The sequence below is a fragment of the Marinobacter persicus genome (assembly GCF_002934325.1).
Classification (GTDB): Bacteria; Pseudomonadota; Gammaproteobacteria; order Pseudomonadales; family Oleiphilaceae; genus Marinobacter; species Marinobacter persicus_A.
Genome location: NZ_PTIV01000008.1, coordinates 96,448 through 115,620, shown reverse-complemented (window position 1 = coordinate 115,620; position 19,173 = coordinate 96,448). Strand labels below are relative to the sequence as shown.

General features: G+C 57.7%; 15 protein-coding genes. 7 read left to right on the top strand and 8 right to left on the bottom strand.

The window, feature by feature from the left end:
* Positions 1-177: 177 nt before the first annotated feature.
* Genes purT through BY454_RS06700 form a run of 4 tightly spaced genes read right to left on the bottom strand, consistent with a single transcriptional unit; the run spans position 178 to position 2,712 of the window.
* Entirely contained in the window at positions 178-1,380 is a 1,203-nt protein-coding gene (gene purT, locus BY454_RS06715) for a formate-dependent phosphoribosylglycinamide formyltransferase (protein WP_104416034.1), read from the bottom strand.
* A 21-nt stretch (positions 1,381-1,401) separates the two neighbouring features.
* Positions 1,402-1,584: a DUF1289 domain-containing protein gene (locus BY454_RS06710; protein WP_104416033.1), complete on the bottom strand. Its 183-nt coding sequence runs from the start codon at positions 1,582-1,584 to the stop codon at positions 1,402-1,404.
* A gap of 2 nt (positions 1,585-1,586) precedes the next feature.
* Positions 1,587-2,114: a gamma carbonic anhydrase family protein gene (locus tag BY454_RS06705; protein WP_104416032.1), complete on the bottom strand. Its 528-nt coding sequence runs from the start codon at positions 2,112-2,114 to the stop codon at positions 1,587-1,589.
* Between the two features lie 16 nt (positions 2,115-2,130).
* Positions 2,131-2,712 (bottom strand): CoA pyrophosphatase, encoded by a 582-nt coding sequence (locus BY454_RS06700; RefSeq protein WP_104416031.1) that lies wholly within the window; start codon positions 2,710-2,712, stop codon positions 2,131-2,133.
* Positions 2,713-2,822: 110 nt separating this feature from the next.
* Between BY454_RS06700 and BY454_RS06695 the strand changes: the two genes are divergently transcribed.
* Positions 2,823-3,371 (top strand): NUDIX hydrolase, encoded by a 549-nt coding sequence (locus BY454_RS06695; protein ID WP_104416030.1) that lies wholly within the window; start codon positions 2,823-2,825, stop codon positions 3,369-3,371.
* Here the strand turns inward: BY454_RS06695 and BY454_RS06690 are convergent, their stop codons facing one another.
* On the bottom strand, positions 3,372-3,683 hold the full coding sequence (locus tag BY454_RS06690) for an NGG1p interacting factor NIF3 (protein WP_104416029.1): 312 nt from the start codon (positions 3,681-3,683) through the stop codon (positions 3,372-3,374). It abuts the gene before it with no gap.
* A 428-nt stretch (positions 3,684-4,111) separates the two neighbouring features.
* Positions 4,112-8,017, bottom strand: a complete 3,906-nt coding sequence (gene purL / locus BY454_RS06685; protein WP_104416028.1) for a phosphoribosylformylglycinamidine synthase — start codon at positions 8,015-8,017, stop codon at positions 4,112-4,114.
* A gap of 144 nt (positions 8,018-8,161) precedes the next feature.
* Between purL and mltF the strand changes: the two genes are divergently transcribed.
* Entirely contained in the window at positions 8,162-9,682 is a 1,521-nt protein-coding gene (gene mltF / locus BY454_RS06680) for a membrane-bound lytic murein transglycosylase MltF (RefSeq protein ID WP_104416027.1), read from the top strand.
* Between the two features lie 33 nt (positions 9,683-9,715).
* On the opposite strand, the gene BY454_RS06675 is transcribed toward mltF, so the two are convergent.
* The gene (locus tag BY454_RS06675) at positions 9,716-10,198 is read right to left on the bottom strand and encodes a regulatory protein RecX (RefSeq protein ID WP_258075585.1); all 483 of its coding nucleotides are present in this window, start codon (positions 10,196-10,198) and stop codon (positions 9,716-9,718) included.
* Between the two features lie 143 nt (positions 10,199-10,341).
* Here BY454_RS06675 and BY454_RS06670 point away from each other — a divergent pair, with 143 nt between their 5' ends.
* Together BY454_RS06670 and BY454_RS06665 are read left to right on the top strand one after the other, a co-directional pair.
* Positions 10,342-12,798, top strand: a complete 2,457-nt coding sequence (locus tag BY454_RS06670) for a DUF349 domain-containing protein (protein ID WP_104416026.1) — start codon at positions 10,342-10,344, stop codon at positions 12,796-12,798.
* A gap of 155 nt (positions 12,799-12,953) precedes the next feature.
* The gene (locus BY454_RS06665) at positions 12,954-15,128 is read left to right on the top strand and encodes a carboxy terminal-processing peptidase (protein ID WP_104416025.1); all 2,175 of its coding nucleotides are present in this window, start codon (positions 12,954-12,956) and stop codon (positions 15,126-15,128) included.
* Positions 15,129-15,200: 72 nt separating this feature from the next.
* Here the strand turns inward: BY454_RS06665 and mtnA are convergent, their stop codons facing one another.
* The gene (gene mtnA / locus BY454_RS06660) at positions 15,201-16,256 is read right to left on the bottom strand and encodes an S-methyl-5-thioribose-1-phosphate isomerase (protein WP_104416024.1); all 1,056 of its coding nucleotides are present in this window, start codon (positions 16,254-16,256) and stop codon (positions 15,201-15,203) included.
* A gap of 161 nt (positions 16,257-16,417) precedes the next feature.
* Between mtnA and BY454_RS06655 the strand changes: the two genes are divergently transcribed.
* Genes BY454_RS06655 through gph form a run of 3 tightly spaced genes read left to right on the top strand, consistent with a single transcriptional unit; the run spans position 16,418 to position 19,137 of the window.
* Positions 16,418-17,746: a TRZ/ATZ family hydrolase gene (locus tag BY454_RS06655; RefSeq protein WP_104416023.1), complete on the top strand. Its 1,329-nt coding sequence runs from the start codon at positions 16,418-16,420 to the stop codon at positions 17,744-17,746.
* Positions 17,747-17,765: 19 nt separating this feature from the next.
* Positions 17,766-18,482, top strand: a complete 717-nt coding sequence (gene ubiG / locus BY454_RS06650; protein ID WP_104416022.1) for a bifunctional 2-polyprenyl-6-hydroxyphenol methylase/3-demethylubiquinol 3-O-methyltransferase UbiG — start codon at positions 17,766-17,768, stop codon at positions 18,480-18,482.
* Entirely contained in the window at positions 18,472-19,137 is a 666-nt protein-coding gene (gene gph / locus BY454_RS06645; protein ID WP_374953539.1) for a phosphoglycolate phosphatase, read from the top strand. The genes ubiG and gph overlap by 11 nt, the downstream gene beginning before the upstream one ends.
* Positions 19,138-19,173: the final 36 nt, after the last annotated feature.

Genomic DNA, 19,173 nt, shown 5'->3' with positions numbered 1-19,173 from the left:
GAAACTGTAAAACGCTTTTCTTTAAAACTTTCAAGCAGTTAACAGCCGAGAAACACCCCACCGAAGTGGCCTGCCCCTCGAAAGAGATGCGCATTCTACAGACCGCAGTTTTCCTGTCAACGACCTTTTCGGAAAAACTTCTGTCGCTTCGGTTTCCACGTATAAATGGGCCCTAACCTAACCCAATTCAACCTTAACCAGACCGGCCACCATTGTCGCCCGATGCCGGGCACTCGCCAGATCGTCCCCTTTGGCAAGGGCAACTCCCATGCGCCGCCGACCATTCAGCTCCGGCTTACCAAACAGGCGCAACTGTGTATCGGGCTGAGACAGCGCGGACTCCAGACCTGCATAAGTGACGTCCGTGGAGTCACCTTCGGGCAGGATGACCGCTGAGGCCGCCGGCCCCAGTTGGCGGATAGCCGGAACGGGCAAGCCCAGGATAGCCCGCGCATGTAAGGCAAACTCTGATATATCCTGAGAAATGAGCGTGACCAGGCCGGTGTCATGAGGGCGCGGAGATACCTCGGAGAACCATACATCGTCACCTTTCACAAACAGCTCAACCCCGTAGATCCCATAACCGCCAAGATCGCCAACTATAGCCCGGGCAATGTCGGTGGCCCTTTCCAATGCCTTATCCGACATCGGATGCGGCTGCCAGGACTCCCGGTAGTCGCCATCCTCCTGGCGATGACCAATCGGATCGCAGAAGCTGATGCCGTCACGGTGTTTGACGGTCAGCAAGGTAATTTCATAATCGAAGTCGATGAAACCCTCGACAATGACACGCCCCTTACCAGCACGCCCACCGCTTTGGGCGTAATTCCATGCTTCGTCTACCTCGCTCTCATCCTTCACGGTGCTTTGGCCCTTGCCAGAGGAACTCATGACGGGTTTTACAACCAGAGGCAGGCCCACCGCTTCCACGGCCGCCCGATATTCCTCGTAGGTTCCGGCAAACCGATACGGTGATGTGGGCAGCTCCAGCTCTTCTGCCGCAAGGCGCCGAATTCCTTCACGGTTCATGGTCAGGTTGACCGCTCTTGCCGTGGGCACAACCCGGTAGCCTTCCTTTTCCAGCTTAACCAGTTCGTCAGTGGCAATGGCCTCTATTTCAGGGACAATGAGGTCGGGCTTTTCAGACTCGACCACCGCCCGCAAAGCGGCACCATCCAGCATATTCACCACGTGACTGCGGTGCGCCACCTGCATGGCCGGAGCATGCTCGTAACGGTCAACGGCAATGACTTCCACGCCAAAACGCTGAAGCTCAATAACCACTTCCTTTCCCAGTTCCCCTGCGCCACACATCAAAACCCGAGTAGCGCCGGGTGAAAACGGTGTGCCGATACGTACGCCCTGTTGGTTGTTGCTCATCTCAATATCTGTCCTTATTGGTCATAACGCGACTTTCTTTTCCCGTTCTGCCACCAGACGCAGAACGTCCCGGCGCTCTTCGTTCGTCATTGACGTCCAACGAAGAATTTCGTCTCCACTACGATGACAACCGATGCAGATGTCATCTTCGTCCAGGGCACACACGCTCACACAGGGAGAACGAACTTTATCGGAAGTCTTCATGGTTATAAATCGACCGGCTTGAGGTTGGCCACATAACGGCTGGCATTTTCCACATAGTGCGCGGCGCTGAGTTCCAGCATCTTTTTCTGCTCGTCCGTCAATTCCCGCTTGATCTTGCCTGGCGAGCCAACAACCAGGGAGCCGTCCGGCACTTCCATGCCTTCCGGTATCAGGGTATTGGCACCGATGAGACAGTGCTTGCCAATCTTTGCCCCGTTAAGTACTACGGCATTGATACCGATCAATGAGTAATCACCCACCTCGCAGCCATGAAGCATGACTTTATGGCCCACAGTGACACCCCGGCCAACAGTGAGAGGAATACCGGCATCGGTATGCAGCACAGAACCATCCTGAATGTTGGATTCGGGGCCAATGGTAATCAGATCGTTATCACCACGAATCACCACATTAAACCAGACGCTGGCATTCTCCAGCAGTTTGACACTGCCTATAACACTGGCATTGGGGGCAACAAACTGGCCCTCGCCCTGCTTTTCGGGCACGCGGTTATCAAGACTGTAAAACATGAAATCCTCCGGTTGGCTATCGGGGCGGTTCAAGAATATCAATATTGGCGTCGTAAACCGTGTTCAGGAAGTCTACCAGCAACAGGGCAGACATCCCCCAGATCTGATAATCCTCCCAGCGGTAACACGGCACATAGAAGGTGTTATCAATGTAACTGAGGGCATCGGTGCGTTCCCGCCGATCCTCGAGGAAATAAGAGATCGGTACACGGAAAATGCTTTCGATCTCGTCCGGGTTCGCTTCCAGGGGATGATCCTCCGGGATCACGCCGACGTAAGGCGTGACAAGAATCCGGTGCAAAGACATCACCTGACTCAATGGCGCAATCACCTGGACCTGATCCGGTGGCAGGCCGATTTCTTCGTGAGTTTCACGCAACGCGGTCACTTTCAGGGATTCGTCCTCCTTGTCCCGCATGCCGCCCGGGAAGGCCACCTGCCCCCGGTGCATGCTGAGCCTGGACGACCGCAGCGTGAAAACCATTTCCGGGTTATCCGGGTTATTGGTGATCGGAACCAGCACGGCCGCTTCCGGAAAATCCAGCGTCAGTTGTCGGGGGGCGTGGTTAGCCAACTTTTCAGACAGCAACTTTTGCACGTTCAACTCCGGTTACAGGCCATGATGAATGAGACATGGGCAGCGCTGATCGTTAAACTGGAACTTAAATCAGAAGCTCCTTGATGATTTACCAGTATACGGGGAAAACAATGAAGTATTGCAGCATCTGCGGCAACCCGGTTGAGCAACGAATTCCCGAGGGGGATAACCGACACCGCTATGTATGCGTAAGCTGCGAGACCATCCATTACCAGAACCCGAACATCGTAGCGGGCACCGTGACAGTCTGGGAAGGGCAAATTCTGCTTTGCCGACGGGCCATCGAACCCCGCTACGGCTACTGGACACTACCGGCGGGATTCATGGAGAACGAGGAAACCACCATGGAGGCTGCCGCCAGGGAGACCCGGGAAGAGGCCCTGGCCGAAGTCGATATCCAGGGCCTGTATTCGATGATTGACGTTCCGCACATCAACCAGGTTCACCTGTTTTACCGGGCACAGCTTCTTGACGGTCGCTTTGGAGCGGGAGAGGAGTCACTGGAAACTCAGTTGTTCCACCCATCCAGGATTCCATGGAGCGAGATATCGTTCCCTACCGTTCGCAAGACGCTGGAATTGTTCCTTTCGGATATGAAAACACAACAGTTTGGTGTCCACGTGACCGACATTCGCCACCCCATGGCCAAAAACAACTAATCAGAGATCTTCCAACCGATAGACTTCGTAGGCTGGCTCCTCGTAGGGGTGAGCCTGCTTGAAAGCCGTAATAGCATCGAAGATCTTTGCATCCTCAATCACCAACTCGACCTTGAACTCCTTAACCGTTTCAAGCTCCCCCTGGGCGCCCAGGAACGGGTCACTCCCTGCCAGCGGCCGGAACTGACCCTGGCCTTCACATTGCCAGGCACAGCTGTCGTAGTCGCCGATCTTTCCGGCACCGGCATCGAATAATGCCTGCTTGGTGGTTTCGAGATGACTCTCTGGAACGAAGTAACACAGCTTGTACATTTTTCACCCACCTTGATCAAACTTTGTTAATCATTGAAGTTTTTCAAGTTACCCACAAAATCTGTGGATAACTATGGGGATAGTTTTGGGGAATCCGCCGCCAAGCCCCTTGATTACTGACCCTAACTCAAATTGGCGACAAAATCGCCCATTTGATTTCCCCTTTTTATTTCAACAGCTTATGAGCAGCGAACAAAAATAGGGCAAAAATACCGGTGTTTGTACACAGATCGCGCAACACCGCCTCTTCAATGTGCATAAAAGCGGATAGTCAAGGCCTTGACACGACTGATGGGGGCGATTTTTCCACTTTTTCAGTCAACAATTAAAATGACAATCACGTTATTCATGCCATAAAAAAACCGGTCTGCCGCAACCCTGAAACTCAGAGTACAACAGACCGGCCTAGGGAGCCTTAGCAGGTTGCTTTAGGCAAGCCAGCGCCTGGCATTACGGAACATGCGAATCCACGGACCATCTTCCTGCCAGCCACTCGGGCGCCAGGAGTGCTGGACAGCCCGGAACACCCGCTCGGGATGCGGCATCATGATCGTTACTCGCCCATCGCGACTGGTCACACCGGTAATGCCCATCTCCGACCCATTAGGGTTATAGGGGTAACGGGTGGTGGCATTGCCCCGATTATCCACGTATTGCAGCGCCACCAGACCCTCGTCTTTCAGAGCCTGGGCGGAACTGCCTGCCGGCAGCTCGATACGGCCTTCACCATGGGCCACCGCGATGGGCATCCGCGAACCCGCCATGCCATCCATAAAGGCGGACTCCGAGGCCTGTACTTCAACCATGGCGAAACGTGCCTCGAACTGCTCCGACTGGTTACGGACAAAGCGCGGCCAGCCTTCACTGCCCGGAATCAGTTCGTGCAGGTTTGACAGCATCTGGCAACCATTACAGACGCCAAGGGCCAGTGTGTCCTGACGATTGAAGAAGCTGGAGAACTGGTCACGAACCCGGTCGTTGAACAGAATGGACTTCGCCCAGCCTTCACCGGCACCCAGAACGTCACCGTAGGAGAAACCACCGCAAGCCACCAGGCTCTGGAATTTTTCCAGGGTGATGCGCCCCGAAAGCAGATCACTCATGTGCACGTCGACGGCCTCGAAGCCGGCACGGTCGAAGGCTGCGGCCATTTCCACCTGGCCGTTAACGCCCTGCTCCCGCAGCACTGCCACCTTCGGGCGAGCGCCGGTGTTGATGAACGGTGCCGCCACGTCCTCGTTGATATCGAACGTCAACTCGGCGCTCAGACCCGGATCTTCGGCATCCAGCAGGTTGTCGAACTCCTCCTGAGCGCAGTCGGCGTTGTCCCGCAGCGACTGGATGCGATAGCTGGTTTCGGCCCAGAGGCGCTGCAGCTCCGCCCGCGGCTCATCCACCACGGTGTCGGGACCAAAGGTCAAACGCATGCGATCTTTGTTATTCAGAGTACCGATCACGCTGGTGTGATCACCCAGCCCTGCCCCGGAGAATTGTTGCAGAACAAACTCAGTGTCTTCTCGACGAACCTGAATCACCGCCCCAAGTTCTTCATTAAAAAGTTCACGGGCAAACTGGGACGCATCTTCGGCCAGACCATCCAGTTTCACATCGACACCGGTATGGCCAGCAAACGCCATCTCGGCCAGAGTCACGAACAGACCACCATCGGAGCGATCGTGGTAAGCCAGCAGTTTGCTATCCGAGTTCAGGCCCTGAATCACCGCGAAGAACGCTTTGATATCTTCCGGGTTATCCAGATCAGGAGCCACTGCCCCCATGTGTTTATAGACCTGCGCAAGAGCCGAGCCGCCCAGACGGTTCTGGCCAGCGGCCAGATCAATCAGAATCAGATCGGTTTCACCCGCATCGGTACGCAATTGAGGCGTCAGCGTACGGGCTACGTCGGTTACCGGAGCAAAACCACTGACAATCAGCGACAGCGGAGAGGTGACACTCTTCTGCTCGCCATTGTCTTCCTCCCAGGCCGTCTTCATCGACATGGAATCCTTGCCCACCGGAATCGTGATGCCCAGTGCCGGACACAGTTCCATACCCACCGCGCGAACGGTCTCGTAGAGGTTCTCGTCCTCACCGGGATGACCGGCTGCCGCCATCCAGTTCGCCGACAGGCGGATATCCGACAGCTTGCCAATCGGTGCGGCTGCCAGGTTGGTAATAACCTCGCCCACCGACATGCGACCCGAAGCCGGCGCATCCAGCACCGCGACCGGGGTGCGCTCGCCCATGGCCATCGCCTCACCGGTGTTCACATCAAACGAAGCTGCGGTAACTGCCACATCGGCGACCGGCACCTGCCAGGGACCAACCATCTGATCGCGAGCAACCAGACCGGTAATCGTACGGTCACCAATGGTGATCAGGAAGTTTTTGGAGCCCACCGACGGCAAACGCAGCACACGGCGGATCGCTTCGTGGATATCGATCTTCGTAGAATCGAAAATCGGCTTGGTGAACGATTCCCGGGTGACGCTGCGGTGCATTCTCGGCGGCTTGCCGAACAGCACATCCATCGGCAGGTCTACTGGCTTATCGTCAAAGTAGGAATCACTCAGCTCCAGGTGATGAGCCTCGGTGGCTTCCCCGACCACGGCATAGGGGCAGCGCTCCCGGCGGCACAGGGCATCAAACTGATCCAGGTTTTCCGGCGCCACCGCCATTACGTAGCGTTCCTGGGATTCGTTACACCAGATTTCCAGCGGCGACATGCCCGGCTCGTCACTCGGGATATCCCGAAGCTCGAACTTGCCACCACGGCCACCGTCTTTGACCAGTTCCGGCATGGCATTGGACAGACCGCCGGCACCCACGTCATGAATGAAGCAGATCGGGTTATCCGCGCCCATCTGCCAGCAGCGATCGATCACTTCCTGACAACGACGCTCCATTTCCGGGTTGCCCCGTTGTACAGAGGCAAAGTCCAGGTTTTCATGGCTGGAACCGGAGTCCATGGAGGAAGCAGCGCCGCCACCCAGACCGATGAGCATGGACGGCCCACCCAATACAATCAGCTTGGCGCCTTCAGGAATGTGTCCCTTCTCAACGTGTTGCTCGCTGATATTACCCAGACCGCCGGCAATCATGATGGGCTTGTGGTAACCACGCACCTCTTCACCCGCCACGCCCGGGGCGAGGGCCTCAAAGGTCCGGAAATAGCCGGCCAGGTTCGGACGGCCAAATTCATTGTTGAACGCTGCACCACCAATCGGCCCTTCAATCATGATGTCGAGGGGCGATGCGATACGCTCTGGCCGACCATAATTCTCTTCCCAGGGCTGGGCGTCGTCCGGGAGGTTCAGATTGGAAACTGTGAAGCCCGTCAGGCCCGCCTTGGGCTTGGAGCCACGTCCGGTTGCGCCCTCGTCACGAATTTCACCACCGGCGCCCGTCGCGGAGCCGGAAAACGGTGAAATGGCCGTCGGGTGGTTGTGGGTTTCCACCTTCATCAGAATGTGGATCGGCTCTTTGTTGTAACCGTAGGCGCCAGTCTTGGAGTCCGGGTAGAACCGCCCGGCTTCGCTGCCAACAATGACAGAGGCATTGTCCTTGTAGGCAGACAATACCCCTTCACTGTTCATCTCATAGGTGTTGCGAATCATCGCAAACAGGGATTTTTCCTGGGCCTCGCCATCGATATCCCAGCTGGCATTAAAGATCTTGTGGCGGCAATGTTCCGAATTCGCCTGGGCGAACATCATCAGTTCGACATCGGTCGGATCGCGCTCAAGCGCCGTAAAGGACTCCACCAGGTAATCGATTTCGTCGTCGGCCAGCGCCAGCCCCAGGGAGGCGTTAGCCTCAACCAGAGCCCCACGGCCTCCGGCCAATACCGGCACGCGGCCCAGTTGGCGGGGCTCTTCGTCACTGAACAGCAACTCTGCCCCACCCATCTCGTGGAACACCTTTTCGGTCATCCGGTCGTGCAGGAGAGCCGCAATTTTTTCACGCTGTTCCAGACCCAGCTTTTTGCGGGCACGCACATAAAAAGCCACGCCCCGCTCGATCCGGCGAATCTGACGCAGGCCGCAGTTCCGGGCAATATCCGTTGCCTTGCTGGACCAGGGAGACAACGTGCCCGGTCTTGGCACCACCAGGAACAACACACCGTCGGGCTCTTCAACCTCAACACTGGGCCCGTAGGTCAGCAGTCGGTCCAGAACCGCCTGCTCGGCATCGGAAAGCTCGAATTCAAGATCGGCGAAGTGCATGAATTCGGCATACACATGTTCGACATCCGGAACGATTTCCTGGATGCGGGAATGCAGCTTACGGGAACGGAAAGGCGAGAGCGCGGGCGCGCCGCGAAGTTCAAGCATGATATCAACCTGTATCGCGCGAATCGGGAGACGTCTGAAAGCCGGCAATGATACCCGAAAGAAGTCGCGGGATACAGCAGCCAGCCAGACCGGCGACCGGTAATTTTGTTATGCTTACAATAACGACGGATGGCTCGGAGGAGCATGAGTTTGTCACGGATCCTGAACAACTTGAAAAGCTGCGGCCTTGCCCTGTCGGCGGTGGTATTGACCGCGCTGGTCCTTGCCGGCTGCTCGCGGCCCAGCACGCTTCAGGAGATACGTAACGAGGGCGTTTTACACGTTATCGTACGGGAAGCGCCATCACTGTATTACCAGCAACGCGGCGCACCCACAGGCTACGACTACCAGCTCGCCCGTCATCTGGCTGATCGGCTGGGGGTGGAACTGCGAGTCCGGGTTGCTGACAACAATTCCGAGATTCTCTCCGTCCTGACCAATAACTACGCCCATATCGGCATCGCCGGCCTGGCCAACCACCCGGATCTTGAGAATCAATTCCAGACACTGCCTACCGGCATCCAGGCGCAGTCAGTGATTGTCTACCACCGGGACGCAGAGCCTGCCAAAAGCTTCCCCGACCTTTCCGGCAAGACCGTCCATATCTTGCCCGACAGCAGTCACAAACGCCTGCTGCAGCAGTCGACCAACGCCGAGCCACCCGAAGTGAGTGTCCATGAAGGCCTGGATGCCGCGGGCCTACTGGCCCGGGTGGAACAGGGGGAATTCACCTATGCGGCCATTGCCTCCAATGAGCTGGAACTGAACCAGGTGTTTTACCCCAATGTCCAGCGGGGTTTCAGCCTGAATGCACCGAAGGACCTGGTCTGGTTATTCCCGAAGGAACAGGATCAAACGCTGATCAATGAAGTGCGGGATTTTCTCGAATCAACGCGTGAGAGTGGGCTGATGGCTCAGCTTAGAGAACGCTTCTACGGTCACCTGAAGCAGTTGAACTACGTTGGCGCTCTGACCTTTATGCGGCACGTTAAAAAACGCCTTCCGAACTACGAGCCACTTTTTAAGGAACACGCCAAAGAAACCGGCTTTGACTGGCGCCTGCTTGCCGCCATTGGCTACCAGGAGTCCCACTGGCGCCCCCGCGCGGTCTCGCCTACCGGCGTCAAGGGCCTGATGATGCTGACCCTATCGACCGCCAGCTACGTGGGGATCGACAACCGACTGGACCCGGAACAAAGCATTGCCGGTGGTGCCCGGTATTTCAGGGCCGTGCATAACAAAATTCCGGACCGCATTCCCGAGCCGGACCGGACCTGGTTCGCCCTGGCTTCCTATAATGTCGGCTTTGGCCATCTGGAAGATGCCCGCAGGCTGACCGAAGGCGCCGGAAAAGATCCGGACCGGTGGATGGACGTTAAAGAATTCCTGCCGAAGTTGGCCCAGAAAGAATGGTATTCCAGAACCCGCTTCGGCTATGCCCGGGGACACGAGCCTGTGCTCTACGTCCAGAACATTCGCCGGTACCTGGATTTCCTTGTGCGTCTGACCGAGCCCAGCATCCAGGCCACCACAGGCCTTGAAGATAAGATCGTCTGGCTGGAACCCGCCGAGAAAAAAGTGCCTGAAATAGAAAGCCCGACAGTCACTGGGCCAAACCGGGCTGAGCTGCCGCCGGAGATGGGACTGATTCCTCCGACTCTTTGAGTAGGCTCACAGCGCACACAAAATAATCAGGGGCTAAAACGACAGTTCATCCAGATCCCTCACCCCCAGAGCTTTTTCCACCTGGGAGGAAGAAAAGCCACGCCGCGCAAGAAACCGGGCCTGGCGCAGCTTTTCCGCCAGATCATCATTCACCGGGGCGAGGCCAAACCGCCGCTCCCGCAAACGGGCCGCCAATTCGCACCAATACTCTTCTGACACTTCGTTCAGACACTCGGGGCTCTGGTGCACACCCCGCTGCTGAAGTTCTGCCAGGATCCGCACCGGTCCGTAACCCATATCCATCCGCTGGCGGGTAAACACGTCGGCAAAACGCTGATCATCCAGCCAACCCTCCGCCTCGTATTCATCCAACACCGTATCAATGACATCGGGTTCTATCTTGCGCTGCCGCAATTTCAGAAATAATTCCTGGCGACTGTGTTCGCGCCGCGCCAACAAACGCAGGGCTACCGAGCGCGCCCTGGTTTCAGGATCCTGCTGTTTTTCGTCTTTCACGGTAAACCCCTTTCCGCACACGCGTGCAAAACGCTAGACTAGCGCCCGATTCTTGATACTACCCGGCACATTCCCGTGCCGATGCCCGGTGGCGCATTACTTTGCCGCCCCCGCAGACTGGTTTCAATGCCGAAGGATATTATATGGCCGCGTTTATTCAGAAACTGTTCAAAACCCGCAAGGCAACCCCGATCAAGAAAGTTGCCAGGCCGGAAAAGCAGGAAGCCAGCCAGCCTCCCGCAGAGGATGAACGGAAAGCGTTACTGAAAGAGCAAGAAGGCCAGTTATCCAACAACCCGGAACAGACCGTGCTGGCAACCCTGGCCATCGACGGAGCAACCGCAGCCATCCGTCTCCAGGCCGCCCGGGGCCTTCGCGAGGAAACCTACCTGCAACAGGTACAGAAACAGGCGAAGGGACGAGATAAAGGCGTCTACCAACTGGTTAAACAGGCCCTCCAGAGCCTCCGTGAGCAACAACACCAAGCGCAGGCCACGCAGGAAACCATTGCCGGCCTGATTCAGCAGGCAAAAGAACAGGCCACCAGTGAAGACACCAAGCTGTACCAGGCAAGACTGGACTCACTGCTTGATCAATGGCGCACCATCGAAGCTCAAGCCTCCACCGAACAGGCGCAGGCTTTCCTGGAAGCCGTGCACCAGTGCCGTGAACGGCAAACCCAAATTGAACAGGCACAGCAGGAAGAACAACGTCACCAGGAGCAGACCCGCGAGCGCCAGGAAACACTTAACCTGCTCACGGAAACCCTGACCGGACTCACCACACCAAACACCCAGTTGCCCTCGGCCTCAGCCCTTGACGCCTTGCAAAAAACCCAGGAAAACCGTTGGCTAGAGGCAACCCGGGACACCAACGTCAGCAAGCAGGAGCAGAAAACCTACGAGCAGAACATGCTGGCGCTGCGCAACTTCCTGGGCGCCATCCGCCGGCTCGACCAGGCTCGCGAGGCACTCGCACAGTTGGAGCCAGTGGAGACAGCCAGCGACGAACAAACCGACGCCGCCCGCCAATTGCTGCTGGACATTGCCTGGCCCAACGATTTCCCAATGCCCGCTGAGCTGCTGACACTCAAAAAGCAGGCCGGCAAGGCCAAAAGCGCTCCGATCGAGACTGGCGACACCGAGCGCCAGAAGCGCCTGAATGACGCTCTGACAACCACGCTTACCCAACTCGAAGCGGCACTGGAAGCGAAGCTCTACAAAGAGTCCAAACAACTGTTGAAAACCGCCCAGAACCAGTTCCAGAAACTGGATGGCAACCACCGCAAAAAGTTGCAGGCACGCATGCACTTGCTGGCCGGCCAGTTCCGTGAACTGAATGACTGGCAAGGTTTCGCTACCCAGCCCAAACAGATTTCCCTGTGTGAACAAATGGAATACCTGGCCAACCAACCGATGGACCCGGAAGCCAAGGCCGAACGGATCAAGGAACTGCAGAATGAATGGCGTGAGTTGGGCGGCTCCTCGGACCGGGCACTATGGACCCGTTTCAAGACGGCGTCAGACCAGGCGTACGAGCCCTGCAAGGCCTACTTTGAAGCAAAGTCCGACCTGAAGCAGGCCAATCTGGAGAAGCGCCAGGCTATTTGTAGGGAACTGGCTTTGTTCCTGGAAAAGGCAGACTGGTCGAGCATCGACTGGAAAACCGCCGAGCGGATTCACCAGACGGCCCGGCAGGAATGGAAGGAAGCATGGCCGGTGGATTTCCGAGACAACCGGCAAGTGCAAAAGCGCTTCGACAGCCTGTTGAAACAGCTCGAAAGCCCACTGGACGAAGAACGCAAAAACAACGAAGCCGTCAAACAACAAATCGTTGAGAAGGCCGAAGCACTGATAGACCATGAGCCGCTGCAGGAAGCCATGCATCAAGCAAAAGCCCTTCAGGGTGAATGGCAGGCCGTGGGAATCACCCGTCACCGGGAAGATCGCAAACTGTGGAAAGCCTTCCGCCGGGCCTGCGATGAAATCTTCGCGCGTCGGGACGCCCACCGTTCTGCCCGACAGGAAGAAACCGAGCAGGCGGATCAGCAGGCTCGAAACATTCTTGCCGAGCTTGTCGATATCAACGCATCCTCGGATAAAAATCGCCTGGAACGGGCCCGCACCAGCCTGAATCAGCTCAACGGCCAACCGCTTTCCAAAGACATCAAGAGCGAGATTCAGGAGCTCCGCAAGCACCTGGCCAACCTTCAGAAAGCAAGACAGCTTCACGAGCAGGTGGATAAGTGGAAAGCCCTGATCGCCGAACGAATCAGCGCCCCCCTGGCCAGTGACCGTATCCCCGAACACTGGCCCAAGCTCACCGGAGCCTCCGACGAACCGAACAACCAGGATTTGGTCATCCGTACGGAGATCCTCACTGGCGCTCCCAGCCCCGAGGCTCATCAGCCTCGCCGCATGGAGATCCAGGTCCAGCGCCTGGCCGACGGTCTTGGCGGAGGGGAAGAAGTTCTCAGCAGCCCAGAGGCCATCGAACAACTGATTGCCCGCTGGTGCCTGCAAGTCGATGACGACGGCATCACCGCACAGGACGCGGAACGCCTGAATGCAGCACTGGATGCTTTCCTCAAACCGGAGTAATCCACGCCGTTCGATGGACAGATTGTCACAAACCGCCAGCCCCCACTTGTAGTCACGGGGTTGGCGGTTGCCTACAATGAACGGATCAGCTACAGGTTCGAAAACGCCCCGCTGGCACGAATCTGCCCTGTTGCCCAGCTCGTCAGGATTGCTTTATGACCATTGCGCAAACGCTCATGAACCGCTACGCCCGCCGCCCTGTTGGTAAAACAACCGGATTCTGCTCGGCGGTTGCCCTGGCCCTGCTCATGCCGGGATTGTCGGGCGTGCAGGCGAACATTGAAATACCCACGGAATATGAGCCGGTCATGCCGACCGTGGAGCAGGCGCGCGCCAATATCCTGATTGCCCGGCAGCTTCAGTTTACTCACTTTCGCGACCTCAGTGTCAGCGATGAGCTCTCCGACGATGTCTTTGAGTCTTACCTTGATTACCTCGACGGCCAGCGCATCTACCTGACGCAAAAAGACATCGACGCCTTGTCCGACATCCGTAACGTGCTGGGCCCAGCGCTGCGGACCGGTCAGTTGCGGCCAGCGTTCCAGGTCTACAACCTGGTACAACAACGCGTTATCGAGCGACTGAAGTTTGCCCTCGATCTGGTCAACAACGGCATTGGCCAACTCGACTTCAGCACTGACGAGCAAATCCGTGTTGATCGCTCTGAAACACCCTGGGAAGCGAACCAGGCGGCCCTGGACGAGCTCTGGACCAAGCGCATCAAAAATGCCGTGCTGTCCCAGCGCCTGAACGGCGCCGACAACGAGGCTATTGAAGATAACCTGCGCCGACGCTACGAAGGCCAGCTCAAACGCGCTTACCAGGCCCGCAGTGAGGATGCCTTCCAGGCGTACATGAATGCTTTCACCAGCATGTGGGACCCGCACACTTCCTATTTCTCGCCACGCACGTCAGAGAACTTCAACATCAACATGAGCCTTTCCCTGGAGGGTATCGGTGCGGTGCTCCAGTCGGACAACGAGTACACCAAAGTGGTTCGCCTGGTGCCAGGCGGCCCCGCCGCCAAACAGGGACAGTTGCAACCGGCAGACCGCATCGTCTCCGTGGCCCAGGAAGATGAAAAGCCCGTTAACGTCATCGGTTGGCGGCTGGATGAAGTCGTCGACCTGATTCGCGGCCCACGGGACTCAAAAGTGACCCTGGAAGTGATTCCGGCCAGTGCCACCGATGAAACCCTGACCCGTACCATCGTCATCAAGCGGGACGAGGTTAAGCTGGAAGAACAGAGCGCCAGCAAGGACATCATCGAACTGGAACGGGGCGGTGAGGACTACACCATTGGCGTCATCACCATTCCCACCTTCTACGCTGATTTCCAGGCCATGCAGGCGGGTGACCCCAACTACAAAAGCACCACCCGTGACGTTAGGAAATTAATCAATGAACTGAAGGATGCCAGTGTTGATGGCATTGTCATGGACCTTCGCAACAATGGCGGCGGCGCCCTGCACGAAGCCAATGACCTGGTGGGTCTGTTCATTGACCAGGGGCCGACCGTGCAGATCCGCAACGCCAACAACGAGGTGCAGGTTCTCACCGATCAGGACCCGTCGGTGGCCTACGACGGCCCGCTGGTGGTGCTGGTCAACCGGATGAGCGCGTCTGCTTCGGAGATCTTTGCCGGTGCCATTCAGGATTACGGACGGGGCCTGGTGGTTGGTTCCCAAACCTTCGGAAAAGGCACCGTACAAGCGGTAAGGCCGCTTAACCATGGTCAGTTGAAGATCACCCAGTCCAAGTTTTACCGGGTATCCGGCGGCTCTACCCAGCACAAAGGGGTCATCCCGGATATCAAGATCCCCTCCCGTCTGGACAAGACCCGCATTGGCGAGGATGCGCTTGACCATGCCCTACCCTGGGACCAGATCGATGCTGTACCGCACACACGCTACTTCGACTTCAGCGGAATCATTGACCAACTGCGGGAAAATCACGAAAAACGTTTTGCCACCAACCCGGAATTTCAACTGCTGCAAAAAGAAATCGAATTCCTGGAGAAACAACGCGCCATTGATTACGTCACCCTGAACTCGGATGAACGCAAGAAGCGCCACAGCGAAATTGAACAGACCCGGCTAACAATTGCCAACACTCGCAGGGAGCTTCAGGGAGAAGATCCGTTCGAAACACTGGACCAACTGGAAGATTGGCGGGATCAGCAGGCAGCCGATCCCGACAGTACAGATGAGGAACTGGATTTCGTCATTCGGGAAGGGGGCCACATCATGGCGGACCTGCTCAAGATGGACCAGAACATGGCATCCATCCTTGGCTCTTCGCAATTTGCGGTACAGACCAGCGCCCAGTAAACCCATCCAACCGGACTCAATGAGAGCCGCCGGGCGGGAATAACCCGTTCGGCGGTCACAATCCTCCGACCTTTACCCGAAAAGCGCGTTCATCCCGGTAATGTTCGGGTTATGCACAGCACCCTTTTCAGTCACAATGGCATCAATAAGATTGGCGGGCGTCACATCAAATACCGGATTGAACACCCGGATGCCCGCAGGCGCCAGCTGCCTGCCCCCCATTTCCCTGACTTCCGCGCCGTCACGTTCCTCAATGGGAATATCCCTGCCTTCGGCCAGCGCCATGTCCACGGTGCTGGAGGGTGCGACAACCATGAACTTCACCTTGTGGTGCCGCGCCAACACCGCCAGGCTGTAAGTGCCTATCTTATTGGCCACATCGCCATTGGCCGTGATCCGGTCGGCACCGACCACCACCCACTTCACCTTGCCTGAGGCCAGGATCGAGGCTGCGGCACCATCGGCATTCAGAGTCACCGGAATACTATCCCGCGCCAGTTCCCAGGCCGTCAGCCGGCTACCCTGCAACCATGGCCGGGTTTCATCCGCGTACACCCGGTCCAGCAACTGCTTCTCATGCAGGCGGCGAATCACGCCCAGGGCGGTGCCGTAACCACCAGTGGCCAGAGCCCCGGTATTGCAGTGCGTCAAAACCGATATGGGGCTCTCAGGCTGCATAACGTCCAGGGCATAATCTGCCATGGCCTGGTTGCCCGCTACGTCTTCCTCGTGGATTCGTCGCGCTTCGGCGTCCAGTCGTTCCAGAGCCTCTGCCAGAGAATGACAGCCATGGAAAACCGTTTCCATGCGTTCCAGAGCCCAAAACAGATTAACGGCGGTAGGCCGGGACGCCGCCAGTTCACGAATCGCCTGTTTGATTTCCGCCTGCCAGTCTCCACCGCCAGCATAACGGGCGGCCAACACCACGCCGTAAGCTGCGGTAATGCCAATGGCCGGCGCGCCACGCACCACCATGTCGGTGATACATTGGGCCACCTCTGACGCCCTCTGTGTGGTCAACCACTTTTCCTCACCCGGCAACAGGCGCTGGTCCAACAGTTCCAGTCGATCACCATGCCAACGCATGGCCACGGCCTGGCCGTTGAGGTCATTCGCGGTCGATACCATAGACAACATCCTCTCGCTCAACATAAAAAAAGCAGTATACCGTCATCCCAACAGATTACCCGCCTCTTATATAAGGGGTAGTCCTACCTACACAGCGCTGGTTATACTTTCCGACTAAACTTCCCGGCGCAGCCCCTTGCGCACCAACCCAAGGCAGCTCAATGACGGCAGACACCATCACCGCAGCCGACACCCGAATCAACGCCCGCTGGCTGATCCCCATGGCACCCGTTGGCCAGGTGCTCGAACACCAGGCAGTCATTCTGCGGGGCACCCGCATTCTCGATGTTCTACCCCAGGACAAGGCGGATCATCAGTACCGTACCCGGGAAACCCTGGACCTGGATCAGCATGTGGTCATGCCCGGCCTGATCAACCTCCACGGGCACACCGCCATGTCCCTGTTCCGGGGATTGGCCGATGACCTGCCCCTGATGACCTGGCTGAACGACCACATCTGGCCGGCCGAGGGCAGGTTCGTCAGCGAAAACTTTGTTGCCGATGGCAGCCGACTGGCTATGGCGGAGATGCTACGCACAGGCACCACCACCTTCTCCGACATGTACTTTTTCCCCGAGGTGACTGCCCAGGCAGCCCACGATGTTGGCATGCGCGCCCAGATCTGCTTCCCGCTGCTGGACACACCCACCGTCTGGGGTTCCGGCCCCGAAGAATACCTGAGCAAGGGCGCCGCATTGATTGAACAGTGGCAAGGCGATGATTATATCGTGCCGGCCATTGGCCCCCACGCTCCCTACACCGTCTCTGATGGCCCGTTGGCGGCTGCCCTGGAGTTGTCGCAGGAAACCGGGGCGCCATTACAGATTCATCTGCACGAAACCGCCTTTGAAGTGCGCGAAGCCCTCAAGGCAACCGGTAAGCGCCCTGTGGCCCGCATGGCGGATCTGGGCATCCTAAATAGCAACAGCCAGTGCGTACACATGACCCAGGTCGACGATGCCGACCTGGAGCAGGTGGCCCGCAGCGGCACCCATGTGGTTCACTGCCCCGAGTCCAACCTTAAGCTTGCCAGCGGCTTCTGCCCGGCACACCGGCTCCTGGAACATGGCGTCAACCTCACCATTGGCACCGACGGCGCCGCCAGTAACAATGACCTGGACCTGTTCGGCGAGATCAAGACCGCCGCGATGGTTGCCAAGGCCGTGGCCCAGGATGCGTCTGCGCTGCCTGCGCACCAGACTCTGGCGATGGCCACCATCAACGGTGCCCGGGCCCTGGGACTGGAGCATGAACTTGGTTCGTTGGTGCCGGGCAAACTGGCGGATGTCATCGCCGTGGATCTGAGTGATCCCTTTCTTCAACCGGTGTATGATCCCGCCTCCCACCTGGTGTACAGCAACCATGGTCGCGCGGTAAGCCACAGTTGGATTAACGGCGTACCTCAATTGCAGGACGGCCGCCTGACCCGCATCGACATGCCGGACCTGACGCTTCGGGTCAGCCAGTGGCGCAAACAGATTCTCAGTTAACCGTTATCAGGGGTACCCCATGAACAACCAGAACATCGATCACGACGAGATCGCCAAGTTTGAAGCCCTGGCCAGCCGCTGGTGGGACCCGACCAGTGAGTTCAAGCCCCTGCACGACATCAACCCATTGCGTCTCAACTATATCGATGAACGCATCTCACTGGCTGGCAAGCGCGTTGTGGACGTTGGTTGCGGCGGCGGTTTGCTGTCCGAAGGCATGGCGCTGAGGGGCGCGCACGTGACCGGCATCGACATGGGCGAAGCCCCCCTGTCGGTCGCCAAACTCCACAGCCTGGATTCCGGCGTGGACGTCACCTACCGCCGGATCACCGTGGAAGAGCTGGCCCGGGACCCGGAGCACGCTGGCCAGTATGACGCCGTCACCTGCCTGGAAATGCTGGAGCACGTGCCCGATCCCGGCTCCGTGATCAGTGCCTGCGCCGCTCTTCTCAAACCCGGCGGCCACTTGTTCGTGTCGACCATCAACCGGAATCCGAAATCCTTCCTGTTTGCCATCGTAGGCGCTGAGTACGTCATGAAAATGCTGCCCAAGGGCACCCACGAATGGAAAAAGTTCATCCGGCCATCGGAAATGTCCGATTACCTGCGTCACGCTGGCCTGGAAGTCCGGGAGTTGACTGGCATGAGCTACAACCCGGTCACCAAAGTCTACAAACTGGGCCGGGATGTTGACGTCAATTACCTGATGCACGCCCAGGATGCCCGTGAAAGCTGAACAAGCACCAGCTGCCGTCCTGTTTGACCTGGACGGCACGCTGATCGACACGGCTCCGGATTTCATCCGCTGCCTGAACCTGTTGCGCCAACAACACGGGCTGCCGCCACTGCCGCCTGAACAGATCCGGCGCTCGGTCTCCAACGGCGCCCGTGCCATGATTCGCGTTGGCTTTGGATTGGAACCCGATCACGAAGACTACGCCGAAAAACACGCCGCGTTCCTGGACCTGTACGAGGCCGGTGTGGCGGTGGAAACCACGCTGTTTGAAGGCATGGATGAAGTGCTGCTGGCACTCGAAGCCAGGGGCATCCCCTGGGGCATTGTCACCAACAAGCCGGCCCGTTTCGCAGAACCCCTGATAGTCGCCCTTGGGCTCGCCCAACGTTGCTCTGCCCTCGTGTGCCCGGACCACGTCACCGAACGAAAGCCCCACCCCGAATCCCTGCATCTCGCCTGCCGTCAGATACGGGTAGAACCGATAAAATCTGTCTATGTCGGTGATCACGAACGCGACATTGAAGCCGGCAGAAACGCCGGCATGCGCACCATTGCCGTGCGCTACGGCTATATTGAAGAACCCGAGAGCATCGAACGCTGGCAGGCCGATATCATTGCCGACACCGTCAACGACCTGGCAAAGCTGTTACAATAGGCGCCATTCAATTTCACCACCGGCCTTCCGGGCCGG